This is a genomic window from Streptomyces sp. NPDC023157 (assembly GCF_055560575.1).
Genome location: NZ_JBVHIL010000014.1, coordinates 27,199 through 53,913, shown reverse-complemented (window position 1 = coordinate 53,913; position 26,715 = coordinate 27,199). Strand labels below are relative to the sequence as shown.

Below are 26,715 nucleotides of genomic sequence, written 5' to 3'. Positions count from 1 at the left end.
AAAGTCCCTCGGATGAAATCCAAGGACACATGGACGAAGCAGTGCACGGCCCCAGGGGGCCGTGCACTGCTTCTTTCTAATCTACTACCAGGTGAAGGGGCTCTCGCCTCTTACCACCTGTAGAGGTGCGGAGAGCCGTAGTTGTGCCCGCCGCTCCGCTTGATCGGGAACCAGGCGATCTCACCGGTCGTGTTGTTGACCATGATCCTTGTCTGGTTGCTCGGCCGGTAGTTCCAGTAGATCGTCGCGTTGTTCACCCAGGAACCCCAGAACCTCCGCTGACGGTCATTGAGGTCCATCCCGTTGAAGATGTCGATCCCACCACCCGGAGTGTCCCGCGGAGCCATGTTGGGATTGGCCCGGAACATGGCCACGAGCTCGTGGATCTCGTCAGGGACGGAGAAGAACTCACCCAGGTCGGACATGTCCTGCGCCCGGTCCTGGATCGAGGCGTTCTCGTAGTGCTCGTCCGGGTGGTACTCGCTGGTCGCCTTGTTCTCGACCCCGTCACCGCGATCGCCCGTCGGGCAGGAGTCGTTGTGAACGAGGAGCGAGGTCGCCCCCGCCAGCGCGTAGTACGTGTGGACTTCGCTGACGGTCAGGTTGTGGACGGTCGCCGAGGGGGCGGTCCAACGCTGTACGGACGTGATCTGGACGTACGTTCCGGCGCTGGTCTGGAGCCACTGGCCCGACTTCAGGTCGGTGGCCTTGAGCCAACGACCCAGCTCGGGGACCCAGACCGGGTGGCCGGCGGTCGCCGTGATCGTGGCCGTCTTCGAGCCGGCCCTGCCGTCGGTGTCGATCGTGACCTTGACCAGGTGCTTGAGGCCCTGGCCCTTGATCTCGGCCGTGACCGTCTCGACACGGGTTTCCCCGGTCTTCGGGTCGGTCGCGAGGACCTTGTCGCCGTTCCTGACCTTCTCGATCGGCTTGGTGGAGCCGTCGGCCATCAGCACCTTCGTGCCGGGCACGAAGCTGTTGCAGCCGGCCTTGCCGGAGCCACCGCTGCCGCTGGAGCCGCCGCTGTTCCGGGAGGAACCGCCGGAGGAGCCACCGGGCTTGCTGGTGCTGACCTTGCCGCCGGAGCCCTTGCCGCCGCCGGAGCCCTTGGGCTGGGAGGATGCCTTCGGGGCAGCCTTGGCCTGGGACTTCTTCTGGACGGGGTTACCCGTCTTCCGCTTCGCGGCGGCTGCCGCGTCGGCCTTTCGTTTGGCCTCCTCCGCGGCCTTCTTCTTCGCTCTCTGCGCAGCCTCTCTCTTGGCCTTCTCGATGGCGGCCTTCTTGGCTCTCAAGGCTGCCTCTTCGGCCGCCTTCGCGGCCTTGAGGACGGCCTCGGCGGCCTTCTTGGCGGCCTTGAACGCCTGGATGGCGTCGATGGTGCGGTTGATGGCCTTCAGGACCGACGGGATCTTGCCGAGCTTCGTCCACGGAATGGCGTCGAGGATGATGCTGCCGCAGGACCACATGTCACCGCCGAAGCAGGCCATGGCGTCGTTGATGCCGATGAAGTCCTTCAGCGTCTCCCAGGCCACGGCCAGGATGACGGAGGTGAGGGACTTGCCCTGCATGGCCTCGGCCTGCGCGACCTGCGCCGCGGACAGACCCGCGCCGGCGAGGGCCGCGGCCCGCTCGGAGGCGGTCAGGACGATGGACAGACCGGTCGGATCCGAGTACGTCACCGGGTTGTTGTGCGCGTACACGTACCCGTTGGCCTGCTGCGGGTCGTTCAGGTCCATCAGCGGGTCGGCGGACAGGAAGCGTCCGACGGCCGGGTCGTAGAGACGGGCGCCCAGCGGCTGGAAGCCGGAGGCGTCGTCCCGGGTCATGCCCAGGAAACCCTTGTGGCTCTGAACGTTCTGGCCCGCGGTGTCGGCGCCGCGCTGGTTGCCGAACGGGTCCTGCTTGCGGACCCGGACCGGCATGCCGCTGTAGAGGCCGACCTCGGTGTACGCACTGTTCTGGTGATCCGAGGTCTGGGCGACCAGGGTCTCACCGCCGGTGCCGTTGGTGTAGCGCATGACCGCGCCACCCGGAGCCGTGTAGGTGCGCTCGGTGCGGACCAGGATGCCGCCCTGCTGGACGGTGACCTGGGCCTCGCCCAGGTTGAGCGTGGCCTGCTTGCCCTGGATGGTCAGCAGGCGGTTGCCGTCGGGGCCGTAGATGTGACGGGTGTCGTTCTGCGGCAGCCACTGCTGGGCCGTGGAAGCGGCGTCACAGGTGGCGAGCACGATCGGCGTCTGGTTGACGTTCGCCGCGCCCTGCACCGCGAGGCACAGGTTGCCGGAGGCCGGGTGGATCAGCTGGCCGGAGGCGTTGCGCTTGAGCTGCTGCGCGGTGGTGCCGTTGCACTTCTGGATCTGGACCGCCGAGCCCGCGGTGTTGGCCGCCGGCTGGAGGCACCAGGTGTCGTAGACCTCCATCGTGCCCAGGTTGGCGTCCGCCTGGCCCGGGGCCGGGTCGAAGTGCCAGGCCTGCGCCACCGTGGCGTTGCAGCCGTACAGCCACACCGGCTGGCCGGCAGCCGCGAGACCCGACTTCAGGTCGATGCACTTCTGGCCGAGACCGACGTACGGGGTCTTGCCGTTCGAGCCCTGGCCGGTGATCCGGTCGACCTTGCCGTCGTACGTCCAGCTCAGGTCCTGCTTGTCGCCGTTCTGGATCGACGTGACCGACTTGGTCTCACCGGTCAGCTCGTACAGACGCTCCGCCTCGGCCGTGACCTGCGCACCCGCGGGGGTGGTGTAGGTCTTCGTCACCTTGGTGAGTGTGTGCGGCTGGTCCTTGGCGGCACCCTTGCCGTACGCGTACGTGCTGGTGGCGTCCTTGGCGGTGGCGCCCGAGAGGTCCTTCTCGGTCAGCTTGGAGCGGTTGCCGAGAAGGTCGTACTCGTATTCCTGCCAGTAGCCCGAGTTGTCCTTGCCGGCCGCCACGTTCAGCGTGCCGTCGGCGTTCTTCGGGTCCGCCGAGCAGGTGTCCTGGTTCTTGTCGGTCCAGGCCTTCTTCAGCTGACCGACCGGGTCGTACAGGAAGCACTGGCGCTCCTCGATCCCGAGGGACTTCTCCTGGATCGAGGTGACGTTGCCGGCCGGGTCGTAGGTGTAGCCCCGGTTCGAGACCAGGTTGCCGCCGACCAGGGAGGCGTCGTTCTTCTCCCGGTAGACCCCCTGCTCCTTCAGCTCACCGCTGCCCTCGTCGTACGAGTTCTGCGTCCAGACCCGGTAGGGCTGGGAGCCCAGGGTCGAGCGCAGGACCTGGCCGTACGGCGAGTAGACGGTCTCCGAGCCGTACCAGTCCTTACCGGAGAGGGAGAGCGGCTTGCCGTCCTTGTTGTAGCGGACGACCAGCTTCTCGGCGGCGAGGTTGCCGACCGCCGGAAGGTTGGTCTCCTCCAGCGCTCCGGTGTCGGAGTAGGAGGAGCTGTAGGTGTAGTCCTTCGCGAAGCCCCACGTGTCGGCGATCGACTGCGGCAGCGACATCGTGGTCGAGGTCGGCTGGTAGTCCTTCGTGAAGCCGTTGACCTTCTGCGTGTACGCCAGGCCGTCCGTGTAGCGCGTGGCGGTGGCGGGCATGCCCTTGCCGCCCGGAGCGGTGTCGTAGGTGAAGTCCGCCAGCAGGGTGCCGTTGGCGTCGTTCAGGCGCTGCTGCTTCGGCCGTGACAGCTCGTCGTAGCTGTTCCAGATCTTGACGCCGCGGGCATTGGTGAGTGTGAGCAGCCGGCCGCGGGAATCGTAGTCGTTGCGGGTCGTGCCGGCGTCCGGGTCGGTCGCCGTCAGCACCCGTCCCTTGTTGTCGTACGTCCACGTCCACGGGTGCGTCGGGTCAGCGGAGGCTGTGCCCTTTACCAGCTGGCCGCGAACGTCGTATTCGTAACGCGTCGACGTGAAGCCACCGGGCGCCGCCGGGTTGAACGTGTCCGTACGGACCGTGCGGCCCGTCGCGTCGGTCCAGACGCGGTAGGACGAGTCGCCCTGCGGGGGGATGACCTTGGACCAGTCCTGGCCGTACTCGTAGCGGGTGGCCCGCTCCGGGTACGCCTTGGAGGAGGCCTCCTTGGTGACCGGGTCCACGTACTTCATGTACGGGGTCTCGGTCAGGACGCGGCCGAGGCCGTCGTAGGTGTAGCGGGTGATGTTGGGTATGGCCGTGTCGGCGAGCGGGGTGAAGAGCTCGCCCGGCTTCGCCTCCTTGGTCAGGTAGGCGTTGTTGGTCTGCCACACCTCACCGGAGCTGTTGTACAGCGTGTCGGTGACGAGGTAGCCGGTCTTGCCGTCGGCCTCCTCCAGGGACTGGCGCTCACGGCCGAGGCCGTCGTACAGCGTGACGGAGGTGTCGACCCGGTCCTCGTAGCCACGGGCGTAGCTCGTGACGTAAGGAGGCTTGCGGATCTCACGGGTCGAGTCGCTCGGGTCGGTCTCCGGCTTCGGGATCGTGTACTCGGCGCGGAAGTCCGGCACGGCGCCCTCGGTCGGGGTGCGGCCCGGGGCCCATGCCTCGGCGAGACGGCCCAGCGGGTCGAACTTCGCCTCGCTCACGTAACCGTTGGCGTCGGTCGACTTCAGCGTGGTCGCGCGACCCGGCTCGAGCTCCTGCACCTGGGTGTGACCGAGCGGGTTGGTCTGGGTGACCTTGAAGACCTGACCGGTCGGTGGGTCGAAGGTGGTCGCGCTGACCTTGCCGTCCGGATCCGTCACGCTGGTCACACGGCCGATGGCGTCGAAGCCGGTCGTGCCGCTGCTCTGGAAGGCGTTGCCGGCGCCGTTCAGCGACCAGGTCTCGGTGGCGAGACCGCGCGTGGTAGCGGCGATGGCGGTGCCGTAGGCCGTGTTGTCGTACGCGGTACGGGCAGCGCCGCTCAGGGTCGTCAGATCGGCCCAGTTGGCGTTGGCACACGTGGTCGGCGAGGCGAGGACCTGCTTGGACAGACCGATGAGGTTCTTGGCGGTCTGGTGCAGGTACTCCAGCTTGGTGCAGGACTCGTCACCGGTCTTGCCGATGTCGCCGAGGACCTCCACCTGCGTGGGCAGACCGTACGTCGACTCGTACGTCGTCTTCGTCCGGACTTCGCGTACGTTGCGCGGGTCGTCCGTGTTCGTGCCCGAGGACTTGGTGTAGGCGACCTCCTCGGGCTCGGTGACGCGCCAGGAACGCAGAGGGGACAGACCGTCGTCGCGATCCCGCTTGGCCAGCTGCGTGGCCTCCAGAACCGTGACGCTCCGGCTCAGCCAGTCGGTGTCCGCGTCGGTCGGGTTGGTGTAGGTCAGCTCTTCGGAGATCCGGCCGGCGAAGGCCTCACGGTCGTAGACGGTCGAGCCGTCCGACGCCTTGAGCACGTTGCCGTGGACGTCCTTGACCGGGACGGTGTCACCCATGCCCCGGAAGAACCGGTTCACCGACTTGGACTGCTTGCTGCCGATGGCCGGGTCTTCGGCGCCCGTGATGACGGTGGTCTGCTCCGCGCCCGCGAACTGCGAGTAGGTGCGGGTCGACTTCTTGGTGAACTCGGACTCGGCCAGCTTCCAGGCCGGGTTCTTGTACTCGTACGCCGTCTTGGTGGCGTACGCGCCGTCGACGTTCGGGAGCTCCTCGATCGACTGGACCACGTACTTGTGGAACCAGTCGATGTCCTCGACCTCGGGGTCCGGGTTCCAGAACGACGGGTAGCAGAGCTCGCTGTTGGCCTTCAGGCCGGCGGTGTCCGTCTTCGACGGCAGACCGGCGCCCGAGAGGCACTTGCCCTCGATCGGCTTGTACGTGACGACGGTCTCGCCGCCGTATTCGTTGATGACACGCGCGATGCGCAGGCGCGAGAAGCCGGGGCGCTGCGGGTTGACCGCCTTCACGCGGTTCGGCATGTCCTCGACGTTGGGCTCGAAGCGCACCGGATTGAGCGAGACGCTGGCGTCGGTGGTGCCGTTGCGGGCGTAGCCGGTACGGCTGATGGACTCCAGCCACAGGGCCGTGTTCGGGCCCGTCTTCAGCTCGGCGAACGACTGCTTCAGCTGGTACTCGTCCACGACCTGACGGGCCGTGGTGTCGGTACGGCGCTGAGCCGAGGTCGTGATCTTGTCGAGGCGCTTGCGCGTCCAGAACGACGGACCGGCGTTCCAGCACTTCTTGCCGGACTCGCAGCGGAGGTCGGCGGGGGTGTCGAACCAGGGACGGTAGTTGCCCGGGTCCTTCGACTTGAAGTTGTCCTCGGTGCAGTCGACCGTGCCGACCTTGTAGCAGCGCTCCGCGACCGTGAACCCGACGCGGGCCGGGGCGGTGGCGGAGAAGATCGAGTCCTTGCGCTGGCCGTAGTAGATGTGCGACAGGTAGCCGTCGCGGTCATAGATGACCGGCGCCTTGAAGTTGAAGTTCTTGGCGTAGTAGTTCTGGTCCTTCTTCCACCACAGCGACATGGCGTTGCCGTGGATGTCCTCGACGTAGTCGAGGCCCCAGCGCCAGCCCTGGGTGCAGGAGGAGTTCTTCCAGTCCTCGGTCGTCGAGCCCTTGTAGCAGGGCTCACCCGCGTGGTTGCCGAAGACCGGGACCGTCAGGACGGAGTCCGTGGTCGGGTCGTCGGCGGCGGTGCCGTTGTCGGACCAGCCCGGCAGCTTGTTCAGGCCGAAGTGGTAGCGGATGCCGTCCTTCGTCGTGACGACCCAGTACTCACCGTCCTTCGCACCGTTGCCCGTGGCCTGGCCGGTGACACGCTCGACCTTCGAGCCGTCGCCGTTCGCCGTGAACCACTTGCCCTGGGTCGCGTCCCACACCAGCTCGGTGGTCGTGCCGCCGAGGGAGAGGGTGGCGTTGTCCGAGCCCCAGCAGAGGTCCGCCGTCTTGTGGGTGGCGTTGTTGGAGCCGGCCTTCTTCGAGTCCTGGCGGCAGTTGTTGTACGTACGCGTGATGGAGCCCGCGTTGTAGTCCCAGCCGTCACCGATCCAGGAGGCCTGGTTGTTCGACGACGACGTACGGCCGTCCACCGACTGCGAGGAGTAGGAGAGGTTCACCTTCGGCATGAGACCGCCGGCGGTCTCCGGGACCTGCACCTGGTAGCCGTACGTGAACGCACCCGACGAGGAGCCCGAGGACCAGGAGCCGGCGGACAGCAGCGGCGAGGCCGTGAAGTCACCGGACACCGAGGAACCGGTGTCGAGCAGACCGACCGCCGAGCCCCCGGCCGCGTTCGCGGCCGGCTGGACGCCGTCGCGCAGCGAGGCCTTGGTCGGCTGCGGCACGAAGCCCTCGCCGAGCAGGCTGGAGACCGGGACCGTGCCGGTGACGATCTGGCGGGTCTTCGCGTTCTTCGCCGCCGTCGACTTCGTCGGCGCGTCCTTCGCCGCCACGGTCTTCACCGTGGAGCGCAGGCGCTCGGCGTCACCGGACGCGTCGTCGTTGCCGGACATCGGGGTCGTGCCGCCGTCGTCCGCGCAGTCGCCCGTGGTCGGGGACGAGTAGACGCACTCCGGGAGCAGCATCAGGCCGAAACGCTCGGCGGCGTTCGGGCCGTAGAGGTCGGCGAAGCCGGTGGTGTCGACGGTGAGCGCGACCTCGGCGGCCGGGTCGACCGTGGCCGGCGGCGTCACCTTCATGACGACACCCGACACGCCGGCGTCCTGCGACGTGGTGGCGGGTGCCAGGCCGACCTGCCAGTCACCGGCGACGGCGGCCGGGTCCGTGCCCGCGGGTACACCGATGGCGACGGGCAGACCGTTGGTGACCGGGACCGTGGCGCCGGGAGCGGTGCCCGCCGTCAGAGTCGCGTTACCCGTGCCCGACGGCCACGCGGTGGTGGCCTTCGGGTCGTAGTTGTCGACCGGGACCTCGGGTGCCGTGGTCAGCGTCTTCTGCGCCTCGGCGTCACCGTCGAGCTCTGTGCTCTTCGGTATGTCGGGGAGGTCGACCTGCGTGGTCGACTCCTCGCGGCTCATGCCCGGGCCGGGGATGGCGAGCGCCTGCCCGCCCAGGCTTGTCACGGTCAGTGTCGAGGACAACAGAAGGACGGTCGCTACACGGCTTCGCCGCAAGCGCCGTCGTTGTGGCTCCGTCATGGCTGGGCGTCCTAGCCCCAGCCATGACAACGGACCTGAAGCACGCATACGCGTTCGACTCCCACCCTGGCAATACAGACATCGAATGAGGTGCGGAAACACCAAAATGCACACGCCTGGTTCAGGCGCGTGCGTGGGTACTTTCTGTCATGAGCAGCACCGAGGGCAAGATCACGAGTTCCCGGTTGCGCATGTGCGAAGTGAGGTGAGTCACGCCCCAGTTCAGGCCAGACGATCACTAGCGGTGATCTATGCGATAGATGCACCAATCCAGACATCGACGACTCCCGAACACCCCAAACACCACCAAATTCGACAACTCGGAGGGCAGGTCATGGCCACCCCAAGGCTTCCCCTGGAGGGCGTAACGGTCTTATAAAATTCTCATGTGTGGACGCTGTGTGGCGGGTGTGTGATCGTGTGTCCGCTCTCTGCCCCGCGGCCTGCCGTCTGGGGCTGTTTGTGTTGTCCTCAATCCGTCTGGTTCACACGGGAGTAGACCGCCGTGACCGCGCCGCCCTATCTCAGCCCCTTCGTGCGCACGCGCACGCGGCTGTCTCTGACCATCGGCCTCGTTCTGGCCGCACTCACCGCTGCCCTCCTTCCCTGGTGGCAGCCCGATTCCGCGCCCGTGACGGCCGGTGGCAAGACCACCGAGGCCAAGCGGGTATCCACCGGCCCCAAGGACGAAGTCGCCGCGAGGGCCGAGGCCGTTCGCAGTGGCAAGAAGGTCCTCGTCGACACCGCCACCACGGCGACCTCGCTCACGTGGGCCCTGCCCAACGGGCAGATGCGTTCGCAGATGCACGCACTCCCCCAGCGGGCGAAGAACGCCGCCGGCAACTGGGCCCCGATCGACAACAAGCTCACCCGCTCGGACAAGGCACCTCGTGGGCTCGGCATCACGCCCGTGAACGCGGCCCTTCCGGTGCGCTTCGCCGGCGGGACCAAGCAGGCCGCCCGCGCGGACCGTTCGTTCGTCCGCGCCGAGACGCCCGGTCAGTCGCTGCTGGCCGAGGTCGAGTTCGGTGGCCACACCATCGCGTACACCTGGCCGGGTGCCCTGCCCGAGCCGGTGCTCGACGGTCCGCGCGCCCTCTACTCCGAGGTGCTCCCGGGCGTCGACCTGCTGCTCGTCGCACGCGAGGAGGGCGGCTTCGCCCAGGTCCTCATCGTGAAGAACGAGCAGGCCGCCCAGCAGGAGGCGCTGAAGTCCGTCTCGTACGGGCTGCGTTCCGCGACCGCGACGTTCCGGCACGACACCAAGGCCAACCGCGTCCTCGTCCTCGACAAGGCCGGAAAGGAGGTCGGCTCCATCCCGACCCCCTTCGCCTGGGACTCCAGCGGCCGCGACCCCGAGCTTCCCGAGGGCACCGTCAGCCGCACCGCCACCGCCACCTCCGGCGACGTCCTCAAGCTGTCCGGCCTGACCGGCATCGAGCCCGGCGCCAAGTCCGCCCAGCTGCCGGTCGAGCTGGCCGGTGACAAGACCGGGGACGCGCGCCTCGCGCTGAACGTCGCCGGTTCGGGCCTGCTCGCCCGTGAAGGCGTGAAGTACCCCGTCTTCGTCGACCCGACCATGAACTCCGGCTGGCAGGCCTGGACCACGGCGTACCGTCCGTACCCGAACTCCAGCTTCTACAACGGCACCAACTTCTCCTCCGGCACCTCCGACGCCCGCGTGGGCTACGAGTCGGACACCGGCGGTCTGGGCCGTTCGTTCTGGCGCATGGGCTTCGACGCCAAGATGAAGGGCGCCACCGTCACCTCGGCGGCCTTCAAGGTCCTCAACAACCACTCCTGGTCCTGCACCAGCCGTGAGTTCAAGTTCTACTTCACCGGGGCGATCTCCTCGGGTACGACGTGGAACGCGCAGCCGTCCTGGACGACGCACCTGCAGTCGAAGTCCTTCGCGCACGGCTGGTCGACTTCCTGCCCGGACGACTACGAGACGTTCAACAACTCCGCCGTCGTCGCCGCGGCGCAGCAGGCTGCCACCGGCGGCTGGTCGAACATCACCTTCGGCATGCGGGCCACGAGTGAGTCGGACACGCAGACCTGGCGCAAGTTCCGCGCGACGTCGGCGACGTTCGAGGTGGACTTCAACACTCCGCCGAACGAGCCCACCAGCGGCACCTCCACCCCCGGTGGCGCCTGCGTGGTCGGCCCGGGCGCCGGTGTCACGGTCGGCAAGACCAACATCGTCCTGAAGGCCTACGCCTCCGACAACGACGGCAACCTCACCGGTCTGCGGTTCAAGTTCTGGAAGGCCGGCGCCGCCGTCCCCGCCGGCACCCTGGTCACCCCGAGCGGCGGCTGGGCCTCCACGACGATCCCGGCGACCTCCCTCGAGGACAAGGCCACGTACTACTGGGCCGTGCGCGCGGAGGACGGGGCCGGCGCCGCCTCCTCGTACTTCCCGCCGAACACCGCCGAGAACTGTGCCCTCACCGTCGACGGATCGGCACCGCCGCCGCCCACCGTCGACGAGGACACCACCCCGTTCAAGCGCGCCACCTCCGACGGCGCGACCTGGGCGAGCGTGAAGTTCGGCGGCACCGGCAACATGACCATCACCTCCCCCGGTGCGGCGAAGTTCCGCTGGGGCTGGGAGGGCATGTCCTACGCCGACGTCACCGCCACCAACGGCGCCTACACGCTGACCAACCTCACGCCCCCGCACGCCGGCCCGAACTGGATGCACCTGTTCGCGCTCGACGCGCTCGGCAACGTCAGCGCCCGCACCGACTACGCCACCTACGTGCCCCCGCGGGACGCCGCGGACGGCCCGGGTGACGTCGGCGGCGACGGCATCGCCGACCTGTTGATCATCGACGCCAACGGCAACCTGTTCTCCTACCCGGGAACCCAGGGCGGCGAGCTGTACGGAGGCCTCACCGGCTCCTACACCATGGGAACCGATGGCAAGCCGGTCCTGGCGCCGAAGACCCCGTGGTGGAACGGCACCAAGGCCGCGCTGATCTCCCACTACGCCGACGTCTACCCCGGCGACGGCTCCACCGACCTGTTCGCGGTGGACCCGGACGGCACGTTCTACCTGTACCCGGGCGACGGCTACGGCACCTTCAACGTCGACGACCGCCTCCCGATCCGCCTCCCCGCCAACACCCCGGCCCCCAGCACCTGGGTGTCGATGAAGGCGATCGGCGACATCACCGGCGACAAGCTCACCGACGTCGCCGTCAAGGTCGGCACCCAGTTCTGGCTGCTCTCCGGCTACACCGGAGCCACCTTCCAGACCGCCACCCTCATGGAGGGCACCGCCTGGGGCCCCCGTGAGATCGTCAACATCGCCGACATCGACCTCGACGGAGCGCCCGACCTGCTCTGGCGCAGCCTCGACTCCGGCACCATCTACATCCGCCACGGCAAGCCCGGCCCGGTTGCCGGCAGTGTCGACATCGAGTCGCTGAAGCTGGCGGGCAACTCCCGTCAGGGCTCCGACACCACGTACGGGTCCAACTGGACGACGACCAACATCTCCGCGATCGTCGCCATCCCCGACGTCAACGGCGACCGGATCCCCGACCTGTGGGTCCGCTACGCCGACACCGGCAACATCAAGGTCTACTACCCGTCCGCCACCAACACGAACGCCGCCGTCAAGACGGTGCTCTCGGCGGACTGGCGCGGTATCAAGTCCTTCGGATGACCGGCGCCTCGGTGCTCAGCGGTCGCTGAGCACCGAGCACTGACCGGTCCCGTTCCACACGGATGAGCCCCCGGCGCCCGCGAGGCGCCGGGGGCTCATCCCGTTCCCGTGCGAGCCAGGCATTCTGCATGCGCATGGCTCAGTCGGGGAATCCGTGTCCTGCGCCATACGGCCGGCGTGGACCGCCCCGGCCCCGCACCGGGCAAGGGCCACCCTGAAGTGCGCGCGCGTGCGCCCGGCCGGGTCTCCCCACGAGCGCCTCGGACGGTACGTCCGTCTCCAGTTCCACCTCGCCGTCGGGCACTTCCTCCGCGGCCTCGCCTATGGCACCGGCCTCGGCCTCGCCGGAACCATCGTCCTGAGGATGCGTGGACTGTGCTGACGCCACCCGGTGGGGCCGAGCGGCCGGCGCCGAGGACGCGAGGGGCGTCGGGGGCGGCTCCCGGCCCGGACCGAGACGTCTCCGCACCATCGCCCCAGTGGTACCGCCCGGGGTCGCTGTGCCGGTTCTGCCCGCGCGGCGGGCGGCCCGCGCCCAGGTCCTGACGGCCATCGCGGCCGCGCAGACCGGCAGCGCCGGCCCGTCGAATCCCCGGCCCGTCTGGACGCCCGCGCCCTCTGTGGCGCGGGCGTCCGCCCCCGGCGGGCAATGCGGGCCGCTGCCGTCGGCCTGCTTCCGCACCACCCCCACGGGCGTCCTCACCGAGGGCCAAGGCCCACGACCGCCACCCTCCTTCTGGAACAGGGAGTGGAAATCGTCGTGATCAAGGAACTGATCGGCCACGCCCACATCGGCGTCACCGCCACCGTATACGCCCACGTCCGGCACCGTCTCCAGCGCGACGCCATCGACCTCCGCGGCCACGCCCTCCGCAACCCCGCCGAGATCACCGGCAAGCCCGACGACGGCGACGAACCACCACTCTGCGCGGCCCCCGTCCGCTGACGTTGCCGTCAACTACTGCCGTCACAGCACGCTGAAGCCCCGCCAAGCACTGCCTGGCGGGGCTTCAGATTTGCGTGTGTACGTGAGCTACCGGCCCCAGATGGACTCCCGGAACCGCCGCACCTCAGAGATGGTCGTCGACCACTCGGAAATTTGGTTCCCGTCCTCGTCAACCAAATTCCGGGCCTCCACATATCGCCAAGGCTCTTGCGGGTTGAACTCTTCTTCGAGGCCATCCAGGAAGATGATCGAGTTTTGCACGTGGACAGATTCCCCTTCCCGATAAATGGGCCAGCAGAAGATGAAGTTGGCGGTCTCCGGATCTGTGATCGAAGAGATGAGACACGAGGTCGAATTGTCGCTCGCCTCAAGCTCCCTCAGGGCTCTCTCCCAACTTCGAGAGTAGTCAGCCACCGTCCAGAAGCTCAGGTCCATCGGGAATGATTCTGAGAAATCCCCGACTGTGACCCTACCAGCGGCCTCGGAAGGCGACGAGACGCCACCCTCCGAGGCGGGATCACCGATCACTTCGATCGCGAATCGGTTATTCCTTGAGATAGTTGAGGTCTGGGTCATAAGTACCGATCCGTTGGCCCCTGCGGTTGAACATCTTCCAGCCGTCCGACACATTATGCCCGTCAACATCTGGCGTGATGTAGTTCCTCCCGTTCGAGAAGACCACCTGTCCGTGCGAATCGAACGGAGCCCTCTGTGCAGGGATTCTCGTCCTGTACCCAAGGGCCCCCGCCCTGTCCCCTACGGTTCCGGCGTACAACTCCCGGCTCTGCGCACTTCGCGCGGCTACCGAGTCCGGATGATACGGATCACCCTTGAGCGCCGGGGAAGACGTGTACCCCTCAGGAAGATCACAGTTGCTGTTGTGAACGAGAACCGGCGTCTGACCAGCGAGTACATAGTACGTATGCAGCTCGTCGACCGTCAGGTTGTGGACCCGCTTCTGCTGGGTCCACGTGCGGATCGCGGTCACCTGGGTGTAGGAGCCGTTGCCGGTGCGGAGGAGGGTTCCGGGGGTGAGTTCCTTGGCGTAGAGCCATTTGCCCAGGGCGGGGGCCCAGAAGGGGTGGCCTTCCGTCGCGGTGAGCGTGCCCTGGTTGCCTTCGGGGGTGGTGACCGTGATCGCCACCAGGTGCTTCTCGCCCTGGCCGGTGATCAGGGCCGTGACCGTGCGCGGGCCGGTCTCCCCGGTGACCGGGTCGGTGGCGGTGACCTCGTCGCCGACGCGGACCTCGGCGATGGGCTTCTGGCCGCCGTCGGCCATCACGACCTTGGTGTCCGGGGTGAAGCTGTTGCCGGCGCCGCAGCCCCCCGTCCCGCTCCCCGCCCCGCTGTCCGCCGGTTTCGGCGCGGGCGGGCTGTCCGCCGCCTTCGGTACGGGCGGGGTGTCGGCCGCCTTGGCCGCCTTCGACGCGTCGGCCGCGTTGTTGGCGGTCTTGGCGGCCTGTGCGGCGTCGAGGGCCTTGTTGCCGTACTTGGCGGCGTTCGCCGCGTAGCCCGCGCCCGGGATGGCCGAGGCGGCGGAGAGGCCGGCGTTGACGTAGTCGCCTTCCGCGGCGTACCAGCCCGCGTTGGCCAGGTCGCCGACCTCGCCGACGACCGGGACCATGCCGACGACGTCGAGCGTGGTGTGGCCGATCGTCTTCCAGGACGGCATCTTCGGCCACTTGCCGGTCGGGTCCATCAGCTTGACCGGGTTGTTGTGGGCGTAGGTGTAGACGGCGAGGTTGCGCGGTTCGGCGATGCCGCCCGCCATGTCGCCGTCGAGGTAGTCGGGCAGCGCCGGGTCGGTGCTCGCCCACAGTTGGGTTCTCGGGTTGTAGTAGCGGGCTCCGTAGTAGTAGAGCCCGGTCTCCTCGTCGAGTTCCTTGCCGGTGAACTGGTAGGGCGTGTCCGCCTGTCCGGTCCGTTCCTCCACCCAGGTCTCCCCGTACGGGAAGTACTCCAGGTGCTCGACGACCTTGCCCTGCTTGTCGGTGACGTACCCGGAGGAGCCGATGTGGTCGGCGTGGAAGAACTGCTGGGCGTCCTCGGGGCCGGTGGTCTCGACGGCCTTGGTGGTCACGCGGCTGTCGCCGACGAAGACGTGCTTGTAGCCGGTGGCGTCGCGTTCGCTGTAGTACCGGTTCGGGTAGAGGGAGAGCCCGTCGTCGCTCCGCTTGACGACCCGGTCGCCCTTGTCGTCGTAGACGTAGGAGACGGTGGCGCCGGCGCAGCCGCTCGGGTCCTGCGTGAGGGTGCCGGTCGCCGTGTCCTGGTTGCAGACGAGGCGGTTCTCCTCGTCCCACACGTACTGCCGGCGCCAGTCGGCGGCCGCCGTGTTGACCGTGCTGGTGAGATTGCCGTTGGCGTCGTAGGCGTGGTCGACCGGGCCGACCTTCGTCGGAGCGTGCGGCCGGGCGCCGTAGGCGTAGGTGTACGCGTACGTCGTCCGGTCCTGGACGTCGGTCGGGTTGGAGGGGTCGTCGACGGGTTCGATCGGCCCGGCCGCGCGGCTCGTCAGGGGGAAGGCGGGGGTGCCGCCGGTGACCTCGTGGGTCTGCGACTTGCTGGTGGTGTTGTGGATCGAGTCGTAGCCGAGGTTCAGGGTGTACGTGTTGACCGCGTTGTTCTTGTCCGTGTAGCGGCCGGACGCGGAGGTGAGCCGGTACTGGTCGTCGTATCCGTACGTCTGGCTGCTCGGCCCGCCGATGTCGCCGCCCTGCGGCGCGTTGTTGACCAGCGAGGTGATGTTGCCGATCTTGTCGTACGCGTAGCCGAGGTTCTGGAACGCGGTGCCGCCCGGCGCCACGGACTTCAGTCCGGCGAGCCGGCGGTCCTCGGCGTCGTACGCGTAGGTGGTGCGTACCCCGTTGCCGGTCTGCTGGAGGATCTTCTGGCCGAACTTGTCGTAGTCGATCCGGTCCAGGTAGGTGTACGCGGTGCCGTTCTTGGATCCGGTGGCCCGGCCGACCTGGCCGCCGGAGTCGTACGTGTAGGTGAGGACCTCGCCGTCGGGATAGGTCATCTCCAGGACGCGGTTGAAGGCGTCGTAGCGCCAGGCCGTGGTGTAGGTGCGCGGGGCGTCGCGGACCGCGGTGATGGTGCGGGTCTCCTTGACCACCTCGCCGAGCGCCCCGTAGGCGCGCTTCACCGTGCCCGCCGCGTCGTGGACCTCGGTGACGCGTGAGGCGGCGTTGTCCGGTGCGCCGGGCGCCCCGTACGTGTAGGAGACGTCGTTCCCCGGGAACGTCGGGTAGCGGACGGCCTTCAGCCGCGAGTACTCGTAGTCGTACTCGACGGCCTTGTCCGCGGCCCGCAGGTTCGCTGTGGTCTTCGAGGTGACGTTGCCGGCGAGGTCGTAGCGGGTCTCGGAGCGCCCGGCGTCCGGGCTGTCGAACGAGGTGCGGCGTCCCAGTGCGTCGTAGCCGGCCCGCGTGACGTTGTTCTTGTCGTCGGTGATCGTCGTGACCTGACCCGTGGGGTCGTACGCGTAGCTGGTCCAGATGACCGCGGAGCCGTTGAACTCCTTCACGGAGGTGGTGGCACCCCGGGCGTCGGTGTAGGTGCGGCGCTCCTTGCCGTTGCCGTCGGTCACCGTCCGCTCGAAGCGGGTCGTGCCCGCCCGGTCCGCGCCGAAACCGTAGGCGGTGCTGGTGGTGACGCCGTCCGGCTCCACGGTCCTGACCGAGCGGTCCAGGACGTCGAAGGTCTCCTTCGTGGGTGCCACGGAGTCGAAGGAGGCGTTGAACGTGGTGTTCGCGGCGCCCTTGTCCTCGGTCACCGGGTAGTACTTCTCCACGGCGCGGCCGAGGTGGTCGAACTTCAGCCGGCCGGAGACCGTCATGACCTGCGTGGGCGTGGCCCCCGGCGCGGCGGACACCGCGGCGTCCTTCTTGGTCTGGAGGACGCGCTTGAGGCCGTCGGTGAAGGTGACGGTGTCGATGGTGTCGTCGCGTACGCCCGAGGCGGCACGGTCGAGGTGCTGGGTCGTGGCGTACGGGACGGGCGCCTCGGGGTGGTATCCGAAGGTGATCGTGGCCCGGTCGCCGTCCTTCTCGTACGGTCCGGTCACCTTGTCCAGCCGGCCGACGCTGTCGTACGTCATCCGGAGCGGCTGGCCGTTCTGGTCGGTGTTCCGTTCCGGCTGGCCGTACTTGAGGTTGTAGGCCGTGGACGAGCGGTAGCCGAAGCTGTCCTCGACGGACTCGACGTGGACGCCGACGGTGGTGTCGTAGCCGTACTCCAGCGTGTAGCGCTGCCCCTTCGCGTTCGCCGGACCGGTCACCGACTTCAGGTTGCCGTCCGGGTGGTACGTCAGGTCGGAGACGGCCGGGGTGTCGTCGTCGAGGTACTCGCGGGTCTGGCGTACGGCGCCGGTCACGCAGTCGACGGTGGATTCACGGTGGCGCAGGAGGGCGCCGGTGGCCGCGGCCTTCTGCCGTATCCCGTCGGCGATGCCGACGAGGTACCGGTCGCGGCACCGCGCGTCGGAGGCGCTGTAGGCGAAGACCGTCTCCAGGTCGTCCGCCGTGCCCTGGTCTCCCGCGTCGAAGGTGCGGACGACGTTGCCGTACTCGTCGTAGGAGAGGTCGGTGTAGGTGGACTCGCCCGCGGTGGCGGCGCCTTCGTAGTGCTTCTCCTCGATGCGGGTGAGCTGCGGGAAGACGGTCGCGGTACGGCTCTTCGGGTCGGCTTCCTGGCCGGTGGAGGTGTCGATCAGACGGTACGTGTTGAGCGTCTCTCGGTACGGGTGTCCGGCGGCGTCCTCGGTCAGCGTGCGGGCGAGCAGGCCCCGGCCGGCGTATCCGTCGGTGCGGTACTCGTCGGTCACCGTGCGGCGGAGCGCGTTGTCCGCGCCCGGATCGCGGTCCTCGGTCACCACGCGGCCGAAGCCGAGGAACTCGCGCTCCAGCCGGTCGTGGCGCCCCTTCTCGTAGCGGAAGGTGGTCAGCCGCGTGTCGGCACCGTCCCCGGCGAGCCCGTCGAACACCGAGGTGCGGGAGAGCACCCAGCGGCTCTCCTGCATGTCGGCGGTGTTGCCCGATCGGGTGTAGTCGAGGTCGATGCGGGCGCCCATCGGCCGGCTGACCGAGCGCAGGAGGTTGGTGCGGCCGGTCTTGTTGACCGCGACCAGGAGTTCGTCGTCCCGGGTGGATTTGACGTGGTCGGCGAGGCCGTCGCCGTTGACGTCGCGGAGGCTGGTCTCGGCGCGGCTGATGCCGGTGGTCACGTTGGCGCCGGGGTTGAAGATGAAGACGCCGACGGGGGTGGGCAGGCCGACGGTGAAGTAGACGCCCGCGCCGAGGCTGGCGTTCTTGTCGACGGCGATGTCGGGGAAGCTGCCGCGGAAGGGGGCGGGCGGGGTGAAGCCGGTGCCGGTGTTGATCGCGACCTTGAGCGGGTTGGCGCCATCGGTGAACACCCGGTCGGTGAGGCCGTCGCCGTTGACGTCGGCCATGCTCGCGTTGGTGAACGAGGTTCCCAGCTCGGCGGAGACGCCGCCCGCGAAGCCATAGCGGTCGATGTTGAAGCCGAGGTTGACGCCGGCGTTGCGGGTGGACGCGTCGTTGAGGGGGCCGGCCGGCCAGGGTTCGCGGGCGGCGAAGGAGTAGCCGAGGTTCAGCTGGACGTCGCCGTTGGCGTACACCTTGTCCGGCAGTCCGTCCCCGTTGATGTCGATGAGGTCGACGCGGGCGTCGGACTCGCCGCCGCCGAGGCTGCCGCCGATGCCGAGCGAGGGCTGGACGGATCCGGTGGTGGCGGTGTTGGCGCTGGTGCCCGCGTCGGGCGCGGCCATGCCCAGCGCGCTGGCGATGGTGGCGGTCTCGCTGCCGGCGGAGAGCGACACGTTGCCGGAGACGTTGTCCGCCTCGCGGACGTTGCCGCCGAGGGTGCCGCGCGTGGCGCCGAGCGCGCCGGTCATGTCGGAGAACTGGATCTCCTTGGCGCCGACGACGTCGGGGTAGCCGTCGCCGTTGAGGTCGAGGTAGTCGACCGAACCCGCGGTGATCCCGCCGACCACGGTGCCGCCGAACGGGCCCGCCGCGAGGGTGGCCGACACCTGGCCGGTGACACCTCGGCGCATCACCGCCCGGTCGCCCGCCACGTCGGCGTCGGTGACGATGTCGATGGTGTCCGCGCCGAGGCGGGAACTCGTCGCCATCGCGGCGGTGACCCAGGACGACTCGTCCTGCGCGGCCCAGCCGCCCTTGGCGGGAACGGGGGCGAACACCGCGAGGCGCGGCATGGCGAGCCGGGGCTTCGCGGCGAACGCCGGGACGTCCGCTTCCTTGGGCTCCTTGGGGAGCGCGTCCTTGAAGCTCTGGTCCAGCGTGAGTTCGGCCTGCTTCAGCGGTTGGGTGGCGCGGTCGCGGTTGCCCTGGTAGCCGATCACGCCCCAGCCGCGGTAGGGCTGGGCGAAGGCACCCTGCCCGACGGAGCCGTGCATGGCGCTGGGCGCCGGGGTGAAGGCCGGCCAGGACGAGGTGACGTCGTAGGTGACCGAGGCGGACTGGTCGACGAGCAGGGGGAGCAGTCCGGCTTCCGCCGTGGAGTAGTCGATGTAGAGGTCGTCGCCGGCGGTGACCGGCACGGTCAGGTCCAGGTTCGGGCCACCGAAGGGGGAGGCGTCCTTGGCCTGGAAGATCCGTTTGCCGACCAGCTGCCCGCCGCGCTTCTTCACGGTGAACGCGATCTTGGCGTCACCGAGGAGGTTGAAGTTGAAGTTCAGCTTCGGCCGCACCTTCAGCTGGCCGGTCTTGGTCGCCTTGTAGGTCTGCTGCGGTGCGGTGAGGGTGTCCGCCGGGTACATGCTCTGGTCGTACGGCGGGGTGATCACCATGGTGGGCTCGCCTTTGGCGTCGACGACCGACTCGACGCCCTGCGCGGCCGTGTAGTACGCCTTCGGGGCCCAGCTCACGGCCGAGGCGTCGATCGGGGAGTCGGTCTTCAGCTTCCACGACAGCTTCTCGAACGTGCTGACCGGGATGCTCAGGTCGATCGCGGTGGTCCCGGTCGACGCGGCGGGCAGGACCTTGCGGAGCACCTCCGTGCCGGGGTGGACGCCGTTGCCCTTCTCGATCACCACGGTCACGTCGTCGGAGGTCGCCTTGGACTTGACGACGTCACCGGTGAGCCGCAGCGTGCCGTTCACCGGCACGGTCACCAGGGACGGCCGGCCGCCGTAGGTGAAGTCGGAGGAGGCGCGGAACACGGTGTTCGCCAGCCCGTTGGCGTCCGTGCCGGCCGGCAGGTCGGTGTAGGTGATCACCGGGTCCCACGCCACGGTGTCGTACTTGCCGTCCAGAATGGACTGGGTGCGGAAGTAGAGCGCGTCGCCCTTCTTCACCGGAATCGACGCCACATTGCCCGGGGCGAACGCGGTGTGGTCGTCGGGGCCGATCCGCTGCGCCCAGAGTTCGGCGTCCTTGTGCTGGATGGTGACCCGTACGCCGTCGGCCTTGGTGTACGCCGCCCGCGCCGCCGAGGGGTCCTGGGTCAGCTGGACGGGCCCGTCCACGCGGACGTTGCCGTCGTACGGCGCGACCCAGCGGCGGACCGTGTCGAGGAGCGGCGAGTTGTCCACCTGCTGGTTGAACTGGGCGGTCTGGTCGCCGACGATCTCGCCGGTCACCGCGCCGTCCCCGACCGGCACCGGGGTGCGGCCGGAGTCGGCGCTGTAGGCGGGTTGCCCCTGGGCGTCCAGGTAGCCGAACAGCACGCCGCCGTTGTTCACCAGGTCGGTGATGCCGTCGCCGTTGACGTCGCTGAAGAAACGGTCCGAGGTGGTCGTGGTGCCCACGAAGTCCAGCTGGGCCGAGGTGGTGAGGACGTACGACTCGATGCCGATGGTGCCGGACAGCGTGCGCTCGGTCGAGATGCCCGGCAGGCCGGTGAGCTTGACCGGTGTGTCGCCGAACTTCGGCTCGCCGCCCGGTTTGGCCAGGTTGGGCCGGTAGTAGACGTCGCCGTTCTTGCGGAACACCTTGTCCGGCAGGTTGTCGCCGTTCATGTCGGTGAGGGTCGACAGGCCGTCGGACTGGCCCGCGCTGAAGCCGACCTTCAACCCGACGGAGCCCTCCTTGGTCGGCAGGCCCTGCACGTTGTAGCCCGCGAACAGGTGCGCGCCGAAGCCGGCCGACGTGTTCGCCGAGATCGCGCTGGCCTCGCCCTCGCGGATGTTCACCCCGAGGCCGTCATCGGGCACCGACCAACCCGCGCCGTTCGCGAAGGCGTTGTAGTTTCCCGACGCGTCCCGCACGTCGTCGAAGTAGTCGAACGTGTGGGTGTTGAACAGCTGGTTGCTCTCGCTGAACTGCGACACCGAGGTGAGCAGCGTCTTCGCGAACGCGCCGGTGCGGTAGTTCAGCTCGTAGGCGCGGATCAGCTGGTCGTCCAGCTTGACCTCGACGCGCCGCAGCAGGTCGGCGGTGACCTTCTTGAACCCGTACTTGGCGTCGATCCGCACGTCCGCACGGCGGGGCTCGCCGCGCTCACGGTCCCGGATGAACGTCACCGAGTACCTGCCGTCGGTGTCGCCGCGGCCGGTGTACGTGATCTTCTGCGGGTACAGGTCGCTGCCCGGCACCGTGGAGTTCGCCGTGCCTCCGTCGGTCACCTTGGCGTACCGGTAGCGCAGGACGTTGTCGTTGCCGTCGCGGATCTCCCGCGCCGCCCAGGTCGCGACGCGCCCCTGGCCGTCGGCCAGCGTGCTGTCGGCGGTGCCGCCGAAGAGCGTGCGGACGCCCTGCTTGTCGGTGACCTCCCACCAGTAGTTCGCGGGGCTGTCGCCGTGGCGCACGATCCGGTCGAACCGGCTCTCCACCCGGGAGTGGAACACCTTCTCCGCGGTGCGCGCCTGCACCGGGCCCCGGTGCGCCACCGGGGCCAGCTGCTCACCGTCGAGCAGATACGTCTCGGTCTCCAGCCCGGCGTCGTAGCGCGGCACGCCCCACCGTGTGTCGACGGTGAGCGTCGGGGTCGTCACGTCCCACCCGACGCCGAGCCACCCGTTGGCCCCCGACGAGTTGTAGGTGAGGGCGAGGCTCGGCTCCAGGCCCGCACGGCCCTTCGGCACCTCCAGCGGGTACGACAGCCGTGCGTCACCGCTGCTGTTCGCCGAGGGGGCTTCGATCAGGTTCACGCCGGAGCCGGGGTCGCCCGCCTTGATGTCCTTGATCTGGTTCGGGTTGAACGACGTGCCCTCGGGCCCCTCGGGCCCGGTGACCGACGCCCCGGCGTCCGGCACCGACGAAGCGGCGGCGCGGAGCGCGTCGGGCGCGGTCTGCCCGGACAGGGTGAGCACCATGGCCAGGAGGAGCGTCACGCCCGCTCTGCCGCGGAAGGCGCGTCGGACAGTCATCAAAGGGCCCCCGTACCACCGGATTTCTCCGGGGCACAGGTCGTCGTCCAGGACCCCCACCCCGCTGCACTGCCGAACGCTAGTTCAGGGGCACGGTCGTTCGTACGTCCTTTCCGGACAAGATCCGACCCCGACGGCACGATCCGACCCCGTCACGGGCGACGGGCGATGGGCGATGGGCGATGGGCGAGGGTGAAGGGCGGCGGCCCTGCCCTGCCCGTGCACCTTCGCTCAGGCGCTCAGGCGCTCACGAACAGTGCCTGCCTGTCACGCTCGTATGGCAGGTCCATGAAGGGTGTCGGCGGGTGGCCGGGCACCTTCGGCTCGCTGATCGGCGAAGTGCGCGAGGTGCGCCACAGATCCACGTTCAGGGCGTCCCACCACCGGCTTCCGCGAAGGCCGACTCGTTTGAGAGCGATGCCACCTCGCCCTCTCACGCCCCATGGCAGCCCCGCAGGCCAGGGCCTCATCGCCTGCCACATGGAAGGCGACAGGACACCCACCTACTCACATCCGGTCGAGGCCGAACATCCGGTTCACGGCCTGCTTGACGGTGAGCCGTTCTTGGCTTCGCTGGGCGGGGACCGGCGCAGGAGGCGGGAGTTCGACCGAGAGGACCTCGACGCGCTGGCCGGGGGCGGCCTGGGCGGCAAGCCGGCCGCGCTCGTGTTCGGTGGCGGCGAAGAGGATGAGCGGAGCCAGCGCGTCGCGTAGGGCTGAGACGCGGCCTGCCACGGGGCAGATCACCGCGTACGGCTTTCCGCCGACGTACACGGGCACTCCCATGGCGAACTCGGGGATGCCGTCACGGCCGACGGTCGGGTAGGCGCCGGCCTCGTGGAAGACGAACTCGACCACCGGCTTGACCAAGGCTTTCTGACGCTGGAGCAGGGCCTCGATCGCTGCCAGGTGCTCCTGCTCAGCTGCCGCCCTGACTTCTTGCTGACGCCTCTGAACAGCAGCCAGGCGCTCCATCGCCTGGCTTCTCCAGAGCGTGGCCCGGGTCTGTTCCTCTTCGAGCTCGAAGTACCGCCGGGTGATCCACCTCCAGGTCTCGTTCTTCTCCCAGCTCGGCACTCGAAGGCGGTGCGGACGGCTGGTGTTCGCGCAGATGGCGGTGACGAACCGGGCGAGGGGGAACGGCTCGACCGCCGCCCACTTCCCGTGGCCGCCACACGGCAAGGCGCCATTGACGTAGCCGCTGTTCCAGTCGCAGTCGGCACGGTCGTGGCACCACTCCGGCTCGAAGCGGACGGCGCCGGCCGTGACCTGGACGGCGCCGCCGTCCTGGGGACGAACGATCTGTACGGACGGCACAACATCGAGCCAAGGCACGGTCTTGCGGTCGGTGAACCAGCAGACCTCGACGCCGGCGACGGTGTAGCGGTCGGTGCGGGCCTTGATCTCGGTGATGGAGATGGCAGCCATCTGCGCCTCCAGGGCCACCCTACGGGTCCCGTCCGCTGAGGTGGCCAGGACGTCCGCGCGCCAGGAGCCATCCGGGGCGGCGACCTCGTATTCGGCGCTCCAGCCGGCCGCGCGCGCGTGGTGGGCGAGGTCGAGCTTGAGAAGGTGGTGAGCCATGCCCTCCCCCGCGAGCCGCGCCCCGCAGTGCGGGGCGTTGGCGGCGTGCCGCAGGAACCACAGGTCGTACGGCCCGTCGGTCTTGTGCACGAGATGAAGGCGCCAGGCGCACTCGTAGCAGGTGAGCGGCGCGGGCGGCTTCGCCTTATAGATGCTCTCCCGGTCCTGCCCGCACCCGAGGTCGGCCTGGGTAGCGTCGATCCGCCCCCACTCCCCATGCACCCCGACGAACACCATCGCACCCTCTCCTTCGCCGAATCCATGCCGAGCTGGACACCCACGGACAGTAGCGGCCTGGTCAGACAAGGCATCCCGCCGCGCACGCGTTGAGTCTCCCCCAGCCCCGGCGCCGCTCACCGCTGTGGGCCGTGGGACCGTGCCCGGGGCCCTGCGATGTCGTGGACGAGCTCGGTGCGCGGCGTCGCGGCTGCTCCCGCCGGCGCCCCGACAACGCGGCGGCGACGCTTAGTGCCGACGTCCGTCACCCCGACCACGACGCCCGACGCCTTGCCGGGGATGGCCGCAGGAGGTGATGGTAGGGCCTGCTAGCCCGGCTGTTCCTGGGGCGCCGGTGTGCCCGGGCCGGCGGCCGGACGGTCCTCGTCCTGGCCCCCGGCGTCCTTCTGCGGCTCGTCCTCCTCGTCGGTGTCGCCGGTCCGTGGGCGCTCTCTGGCGCCGATCCGGATGCCCGGCGCCTCCGGCCCCCGTGCGGGCAGGTCCGGAGTGACGGGGTCCTGCGTCGCGGGAACGGGGTCGGGAAGCTCCGGCTCGTGTGTGCCCTGCATCAGGGTCTCCCTCGTTCGAAGAAACAAGGGTCTTACCCCTGCGCTGCCCCCGATCGTCGTCCGCACTCCTCCGTCGACGGCACCCACCACCGCGTACGAAGGGTGAGAGCGGTGACGCAGGGCAGGAGTCCACCGTGACATCGAACACTCTCCGCACGCACCGGAGCACTCAAGGGAACCGGTCCGTCGAGCTGATGAGGCGCACCCGCTCGAACCTGCGGAAGACGGCCGTGCGTCTCTGGGACGACAACATCGCCGACTTCGCCGCGGCCCTCACGTACTACGCGGTGCTGGCGCTCGTGCCCGCCCTGCTCGTCTCGGTCTCCCTGGTGGGGCTGGCCGGGACCGGCACCCGGGGACGTCTGATCCGCGACCTCACCTCGTACGCTCCTCCCGAGTCGGCCCAGGTGCTCCGGGAGGCCCTGGAGGGCCTCACCTCGGCGCCCTCCTCCCTGTGGCCGCTGCTCATCAGCGGCGTCCTGAGCGCCCTGTGGTCGGCCTCCAGTTATCTGGCGGTCTTCCGGCGCGCCCTGCACACGATGCACCGCCTGCCCGACACGCGGCCGCCACTGCGCTCGGCGCACGTCCTCGTCCTCACCGCCGGCGCGCTGCTGGCCCTGCTCGTCGCGGGCGCCGCGAGCCTCGTCGCGACCGGCCCCGTGGCCCGCCGGCTCGCCGCGGCCGCCGGCTACCCGGGCACGGACGCCATGGCCTTTCTGCGGTGGCCGGTACTCCTGGTGATCGTCACCGCACTGATCCTGATCCTCTACCGGACGGGCCCGGTGCAGGGCCGCGGTCTTCGCCGGGCGTCTGCGGGTGGGGCCCTGGCAGCCCTCCTGTGGCTCGGCGCTTCGGGGATCTTCACCCTGTACACGCAGTTCGGGACCTACAGCCGCCTCTACGGTTCGCTGGCGGGGATCGTCGTCTTCCTCGTGTGGCTGTGGTTCGGCAACCTGGCCCTGCTCGCCGGCGCGCAGTTCAACGCCGTGCGCGCCCGGCCAGGCGATCGAACCGACGAGGCCCCGGCCGAAGCCGGGACCGTCGCCTCTCCTACACGTAACGGCGGATGGGGAGCACCGCCGTCTCCCGGGCCCGCTGCAGAAGCGACCGCCGCTTCCAGCGGTCCGGGCGGATCAGGTCGCTGACCTTCAGGTCCTCGTCGTAGTGCGCGTCGAGGGTGGCGGTGAGCCGGGTGTGGGAGGTCAGGGGCAGCTGACGAGGACGACGGAGAGGGCGGTGCAGGTGACAGCCGCGGTGTCGTTGGCCGGGTTGGGGTCGACGGGTGCGGAGGCGGTCCGCACGCCGGTGACGGTGACCGGGCCGAGTGTCAGCAGGCTCAGCGGGACGCGGAAGGTCTTGCTCACGCTCGCGCCGACGGCGATGGGGCCGTAGGTGCAGGTCACCGTGGTGGTCACGGAGGTGCATCCGACGGCGAGGTTGGTGGCCGAGGCGCCGGCCGGAAGTGGGGCACTGAGGGTCGCTGATGTGAGGGCGCCGGGGCCGGCGTTGCGGGCGGTGAGGGTGTAGCCGAGAGAGGGCACCAGGATGCCCAGGTGCGGCTGGGCGGCGAGCGCGACGGCGATGTCCGCCGTCTGCGGCGCGGGCTCGAAGGCCATGCCGTACGGCCGGTTAACCCGGTGATCGTGGTGGTGACCGTGTGGGAAGCGGTGTCGATCACCGAAACCGTGTTGTCGGACTGGTTGGTGGCGTAGACGGCCGTGCCGGACGGGTTGATCCTCGCCTGAGCCGGATTGTTGCCGACCGCGATGGTCGCGGTGACGGTGCTGGTCGCGGTGTCGATCACGGAGACGGTGCCGCTGCCGTAGTCGGCGACGTAGGCCCGCGTGCCGGCCGCGTTGAACGACACACCGTTGGGGGCGGTCCCGACCGTGCCGGTGGCGCTGACCGTGTTGGTCGCGGTATCGATGACCGAGACCGTGTCCGTGCCGTTGTTCGTCACGTAGGCGAGCGCTCCGGACGGGGTCAGCGCCACCGTGAGCGGGCCGCTGCCGACGGGCACGGTCGCGGTCACCGCGTTGGTCGCGGTGTCGAACACCGAGACGGTGTTGCTTCCCAGGTTGGTGACGTACGCCCGGGTGCCGGTGGGAGAGAGCACCACGTTGGCGGGACTGCTGCCGACCGTGACGCCGGCGGTGAGGGCGTTGGTGCTCGTGTCGATCACCGAAACCGTGTTGCCGCCGATGTTGGCCACGTAGGCGAACGGGCCGGTCGCGGCGTGCGCGGGCGCGCCCAGCGCCACCACCCCCGTGAGGGCCAGGGCGACACCCGTGGCGAAGGAGATCAGGCGGCGCCCCCAGACGGACAGGGGCCGGCGT

Annotated in this window: 9 protein-coding genes and 1 pseudogene; 3 read left to right on the top strand and 7 right to left on the bottom strand. The window is 69.1% G+C overall.

Annotation, left to right across the window (positions count from 1 at the left end):
- Positions 1-110: 110 nt before the first annotated feature.
- A complete protein-coding gene (locus ACZ3ZE_RS35290) occupies positions 111-7,913 on the bottom strand; it encodes a ricin-type beta-trefoil lectin domain protein (RefSeq protein ID WP_361630427.1) in 7,803 nt (2,600 codons plus the stop codon).
- A 625-nt stretch (positions 7,914-8,538) separates the two neighbouring features.
- Here ACZ3ZE_RS35290 and ACZ3ZE_RS35285 point away from each other — a divergent pair.
- Together ACZ3ZE_RS35285 and ACZ3ZE_RS35280 are read left to right on the top strand one after the other, a co-directional pair.
- Positions 8,539-11,706 (top strand): FG-GAP repeat domain-containing protein, encoded by a 3,168-nt coding sequence (locus ACZ3ZE_RS35285; protein ID WP_363293441.1) that lies wholly within the window; start codon positions 8,539-8,541, stop codon positions 11,704-11,706.
- 760 nt (positions 11,707-12,466) lie between these two features.
- Positions 12,467-12,652: a hypothetical protein gene (locus ACZ3ZE_RS35280; RefSeq protein ID WP_361176339.1), complete on the top strand. Its 186-nt coding sequence runs from the start codon at positions 12,467-12,469 to the stop codon at positions 12,650-12,652.
- A gap of 87 nt (positions 12,653-12,739) precedes the next feature.
- On the opposite strand, the gene ACZ3ZE_RS35275 is transcribed toward ACZ3ZE_RS35280, so the two are convergent.
- From ACZ3ZE_RS35275 to ACZ3ZE_RS35260, 4 genes are all read right to left on the bottom strand, one after another.
- Positions 12,740-13,228 (bottom strand): hypothetical protein, encoded by a 489-nt coding sequence (locus ACZ3ZE_RS35275; protein WP_361176341.1) that lies wholly within the window; start codon positions 13,226-13,228, stop codon positions 12,740-12,742.
- A complete protein-coding gene (locus ACZ3ZE_RS35270) occupies positions 13,197-22,010 on the bottom strand; it encodes a SpvB/TcaC N-terminal domain-containing protein (RefSeq protein ID WP_467261910.1) in 8,814 nt (2,937 codons plus the stop codon). Before ACZ3ZE_RS35270 ends, ACZ3ZE_RS35275 begins: the two co-directional genes overlap by 32 nt.
- A 507-nt stretch (positions 22,011-22,517) precedes the next feature.
- Entirely contained in the window at positions 22,518-23,831 is a 1,314-nt protein-coding gene (locus ACZ3ZE_RS35265; protein ID WP_467261908.1) for a competence protein CoiA family protein, read from the bottom strand.
- Positions 23,832-24,139: 308 nt separating this feature from the next.
- Positions 24,140-24,379, bottom strand: a complete 240-nt coding sequence (locus ACZ3ZE_RS35260) for a hypothetical protein (RefSeq protein WP_467261906.1) — start codon at positions 24,377-24,379, stop codon at positions 24,140-24,142.
- A 194-nt stretch (positions 24,380-24,573) separates the two neighbouring features.
- On the opposite strand from ACZ3ZE_RS35260, the gene ACZ3ZE_RS35255 reads away from it, so the two are divergent.
- The gene (locus ACZ3ZE_RS35255) at positions 24,574-25,524 is read left to right on the top strand and encodes a YihY/virulence factor BrkB family protein (RefSeq protein ID WP_467261904.1); all 951 of its coding nucleotides are present in this window, start codon (positions 24,574-24,576) and stop codon (positions 25,522-25,524) included.
- A gap of 57 nt (positions 25,525-25,581) precedes the next feature.
- Here the strand turns inward: ACZ3ZE_RS35255 and ACZ3ZE_RS35250 are convergent, their stop codons facing one another.
- Positions 25,582-25,995 (bottom strand): hypothetical protein, encoded by a 414-nt coding sequence (locus ACZ3ZE_RS35250; protein WP_467261902.1) that lies wholly within the window; start codon positions 25,993-25,995, stop codon positions 25,582-25,584.
- Between the two features lie 62 nt (positions 25,996-26,057).
- Positions 26,058-26,561, bottom strand: a pseudogene (locus ACZ3ZE_RS35245) (YncE family protein); the annotation flags it as partial.
- Positions 26,562-26,715 lie beyond the last annotated feature (154 nt).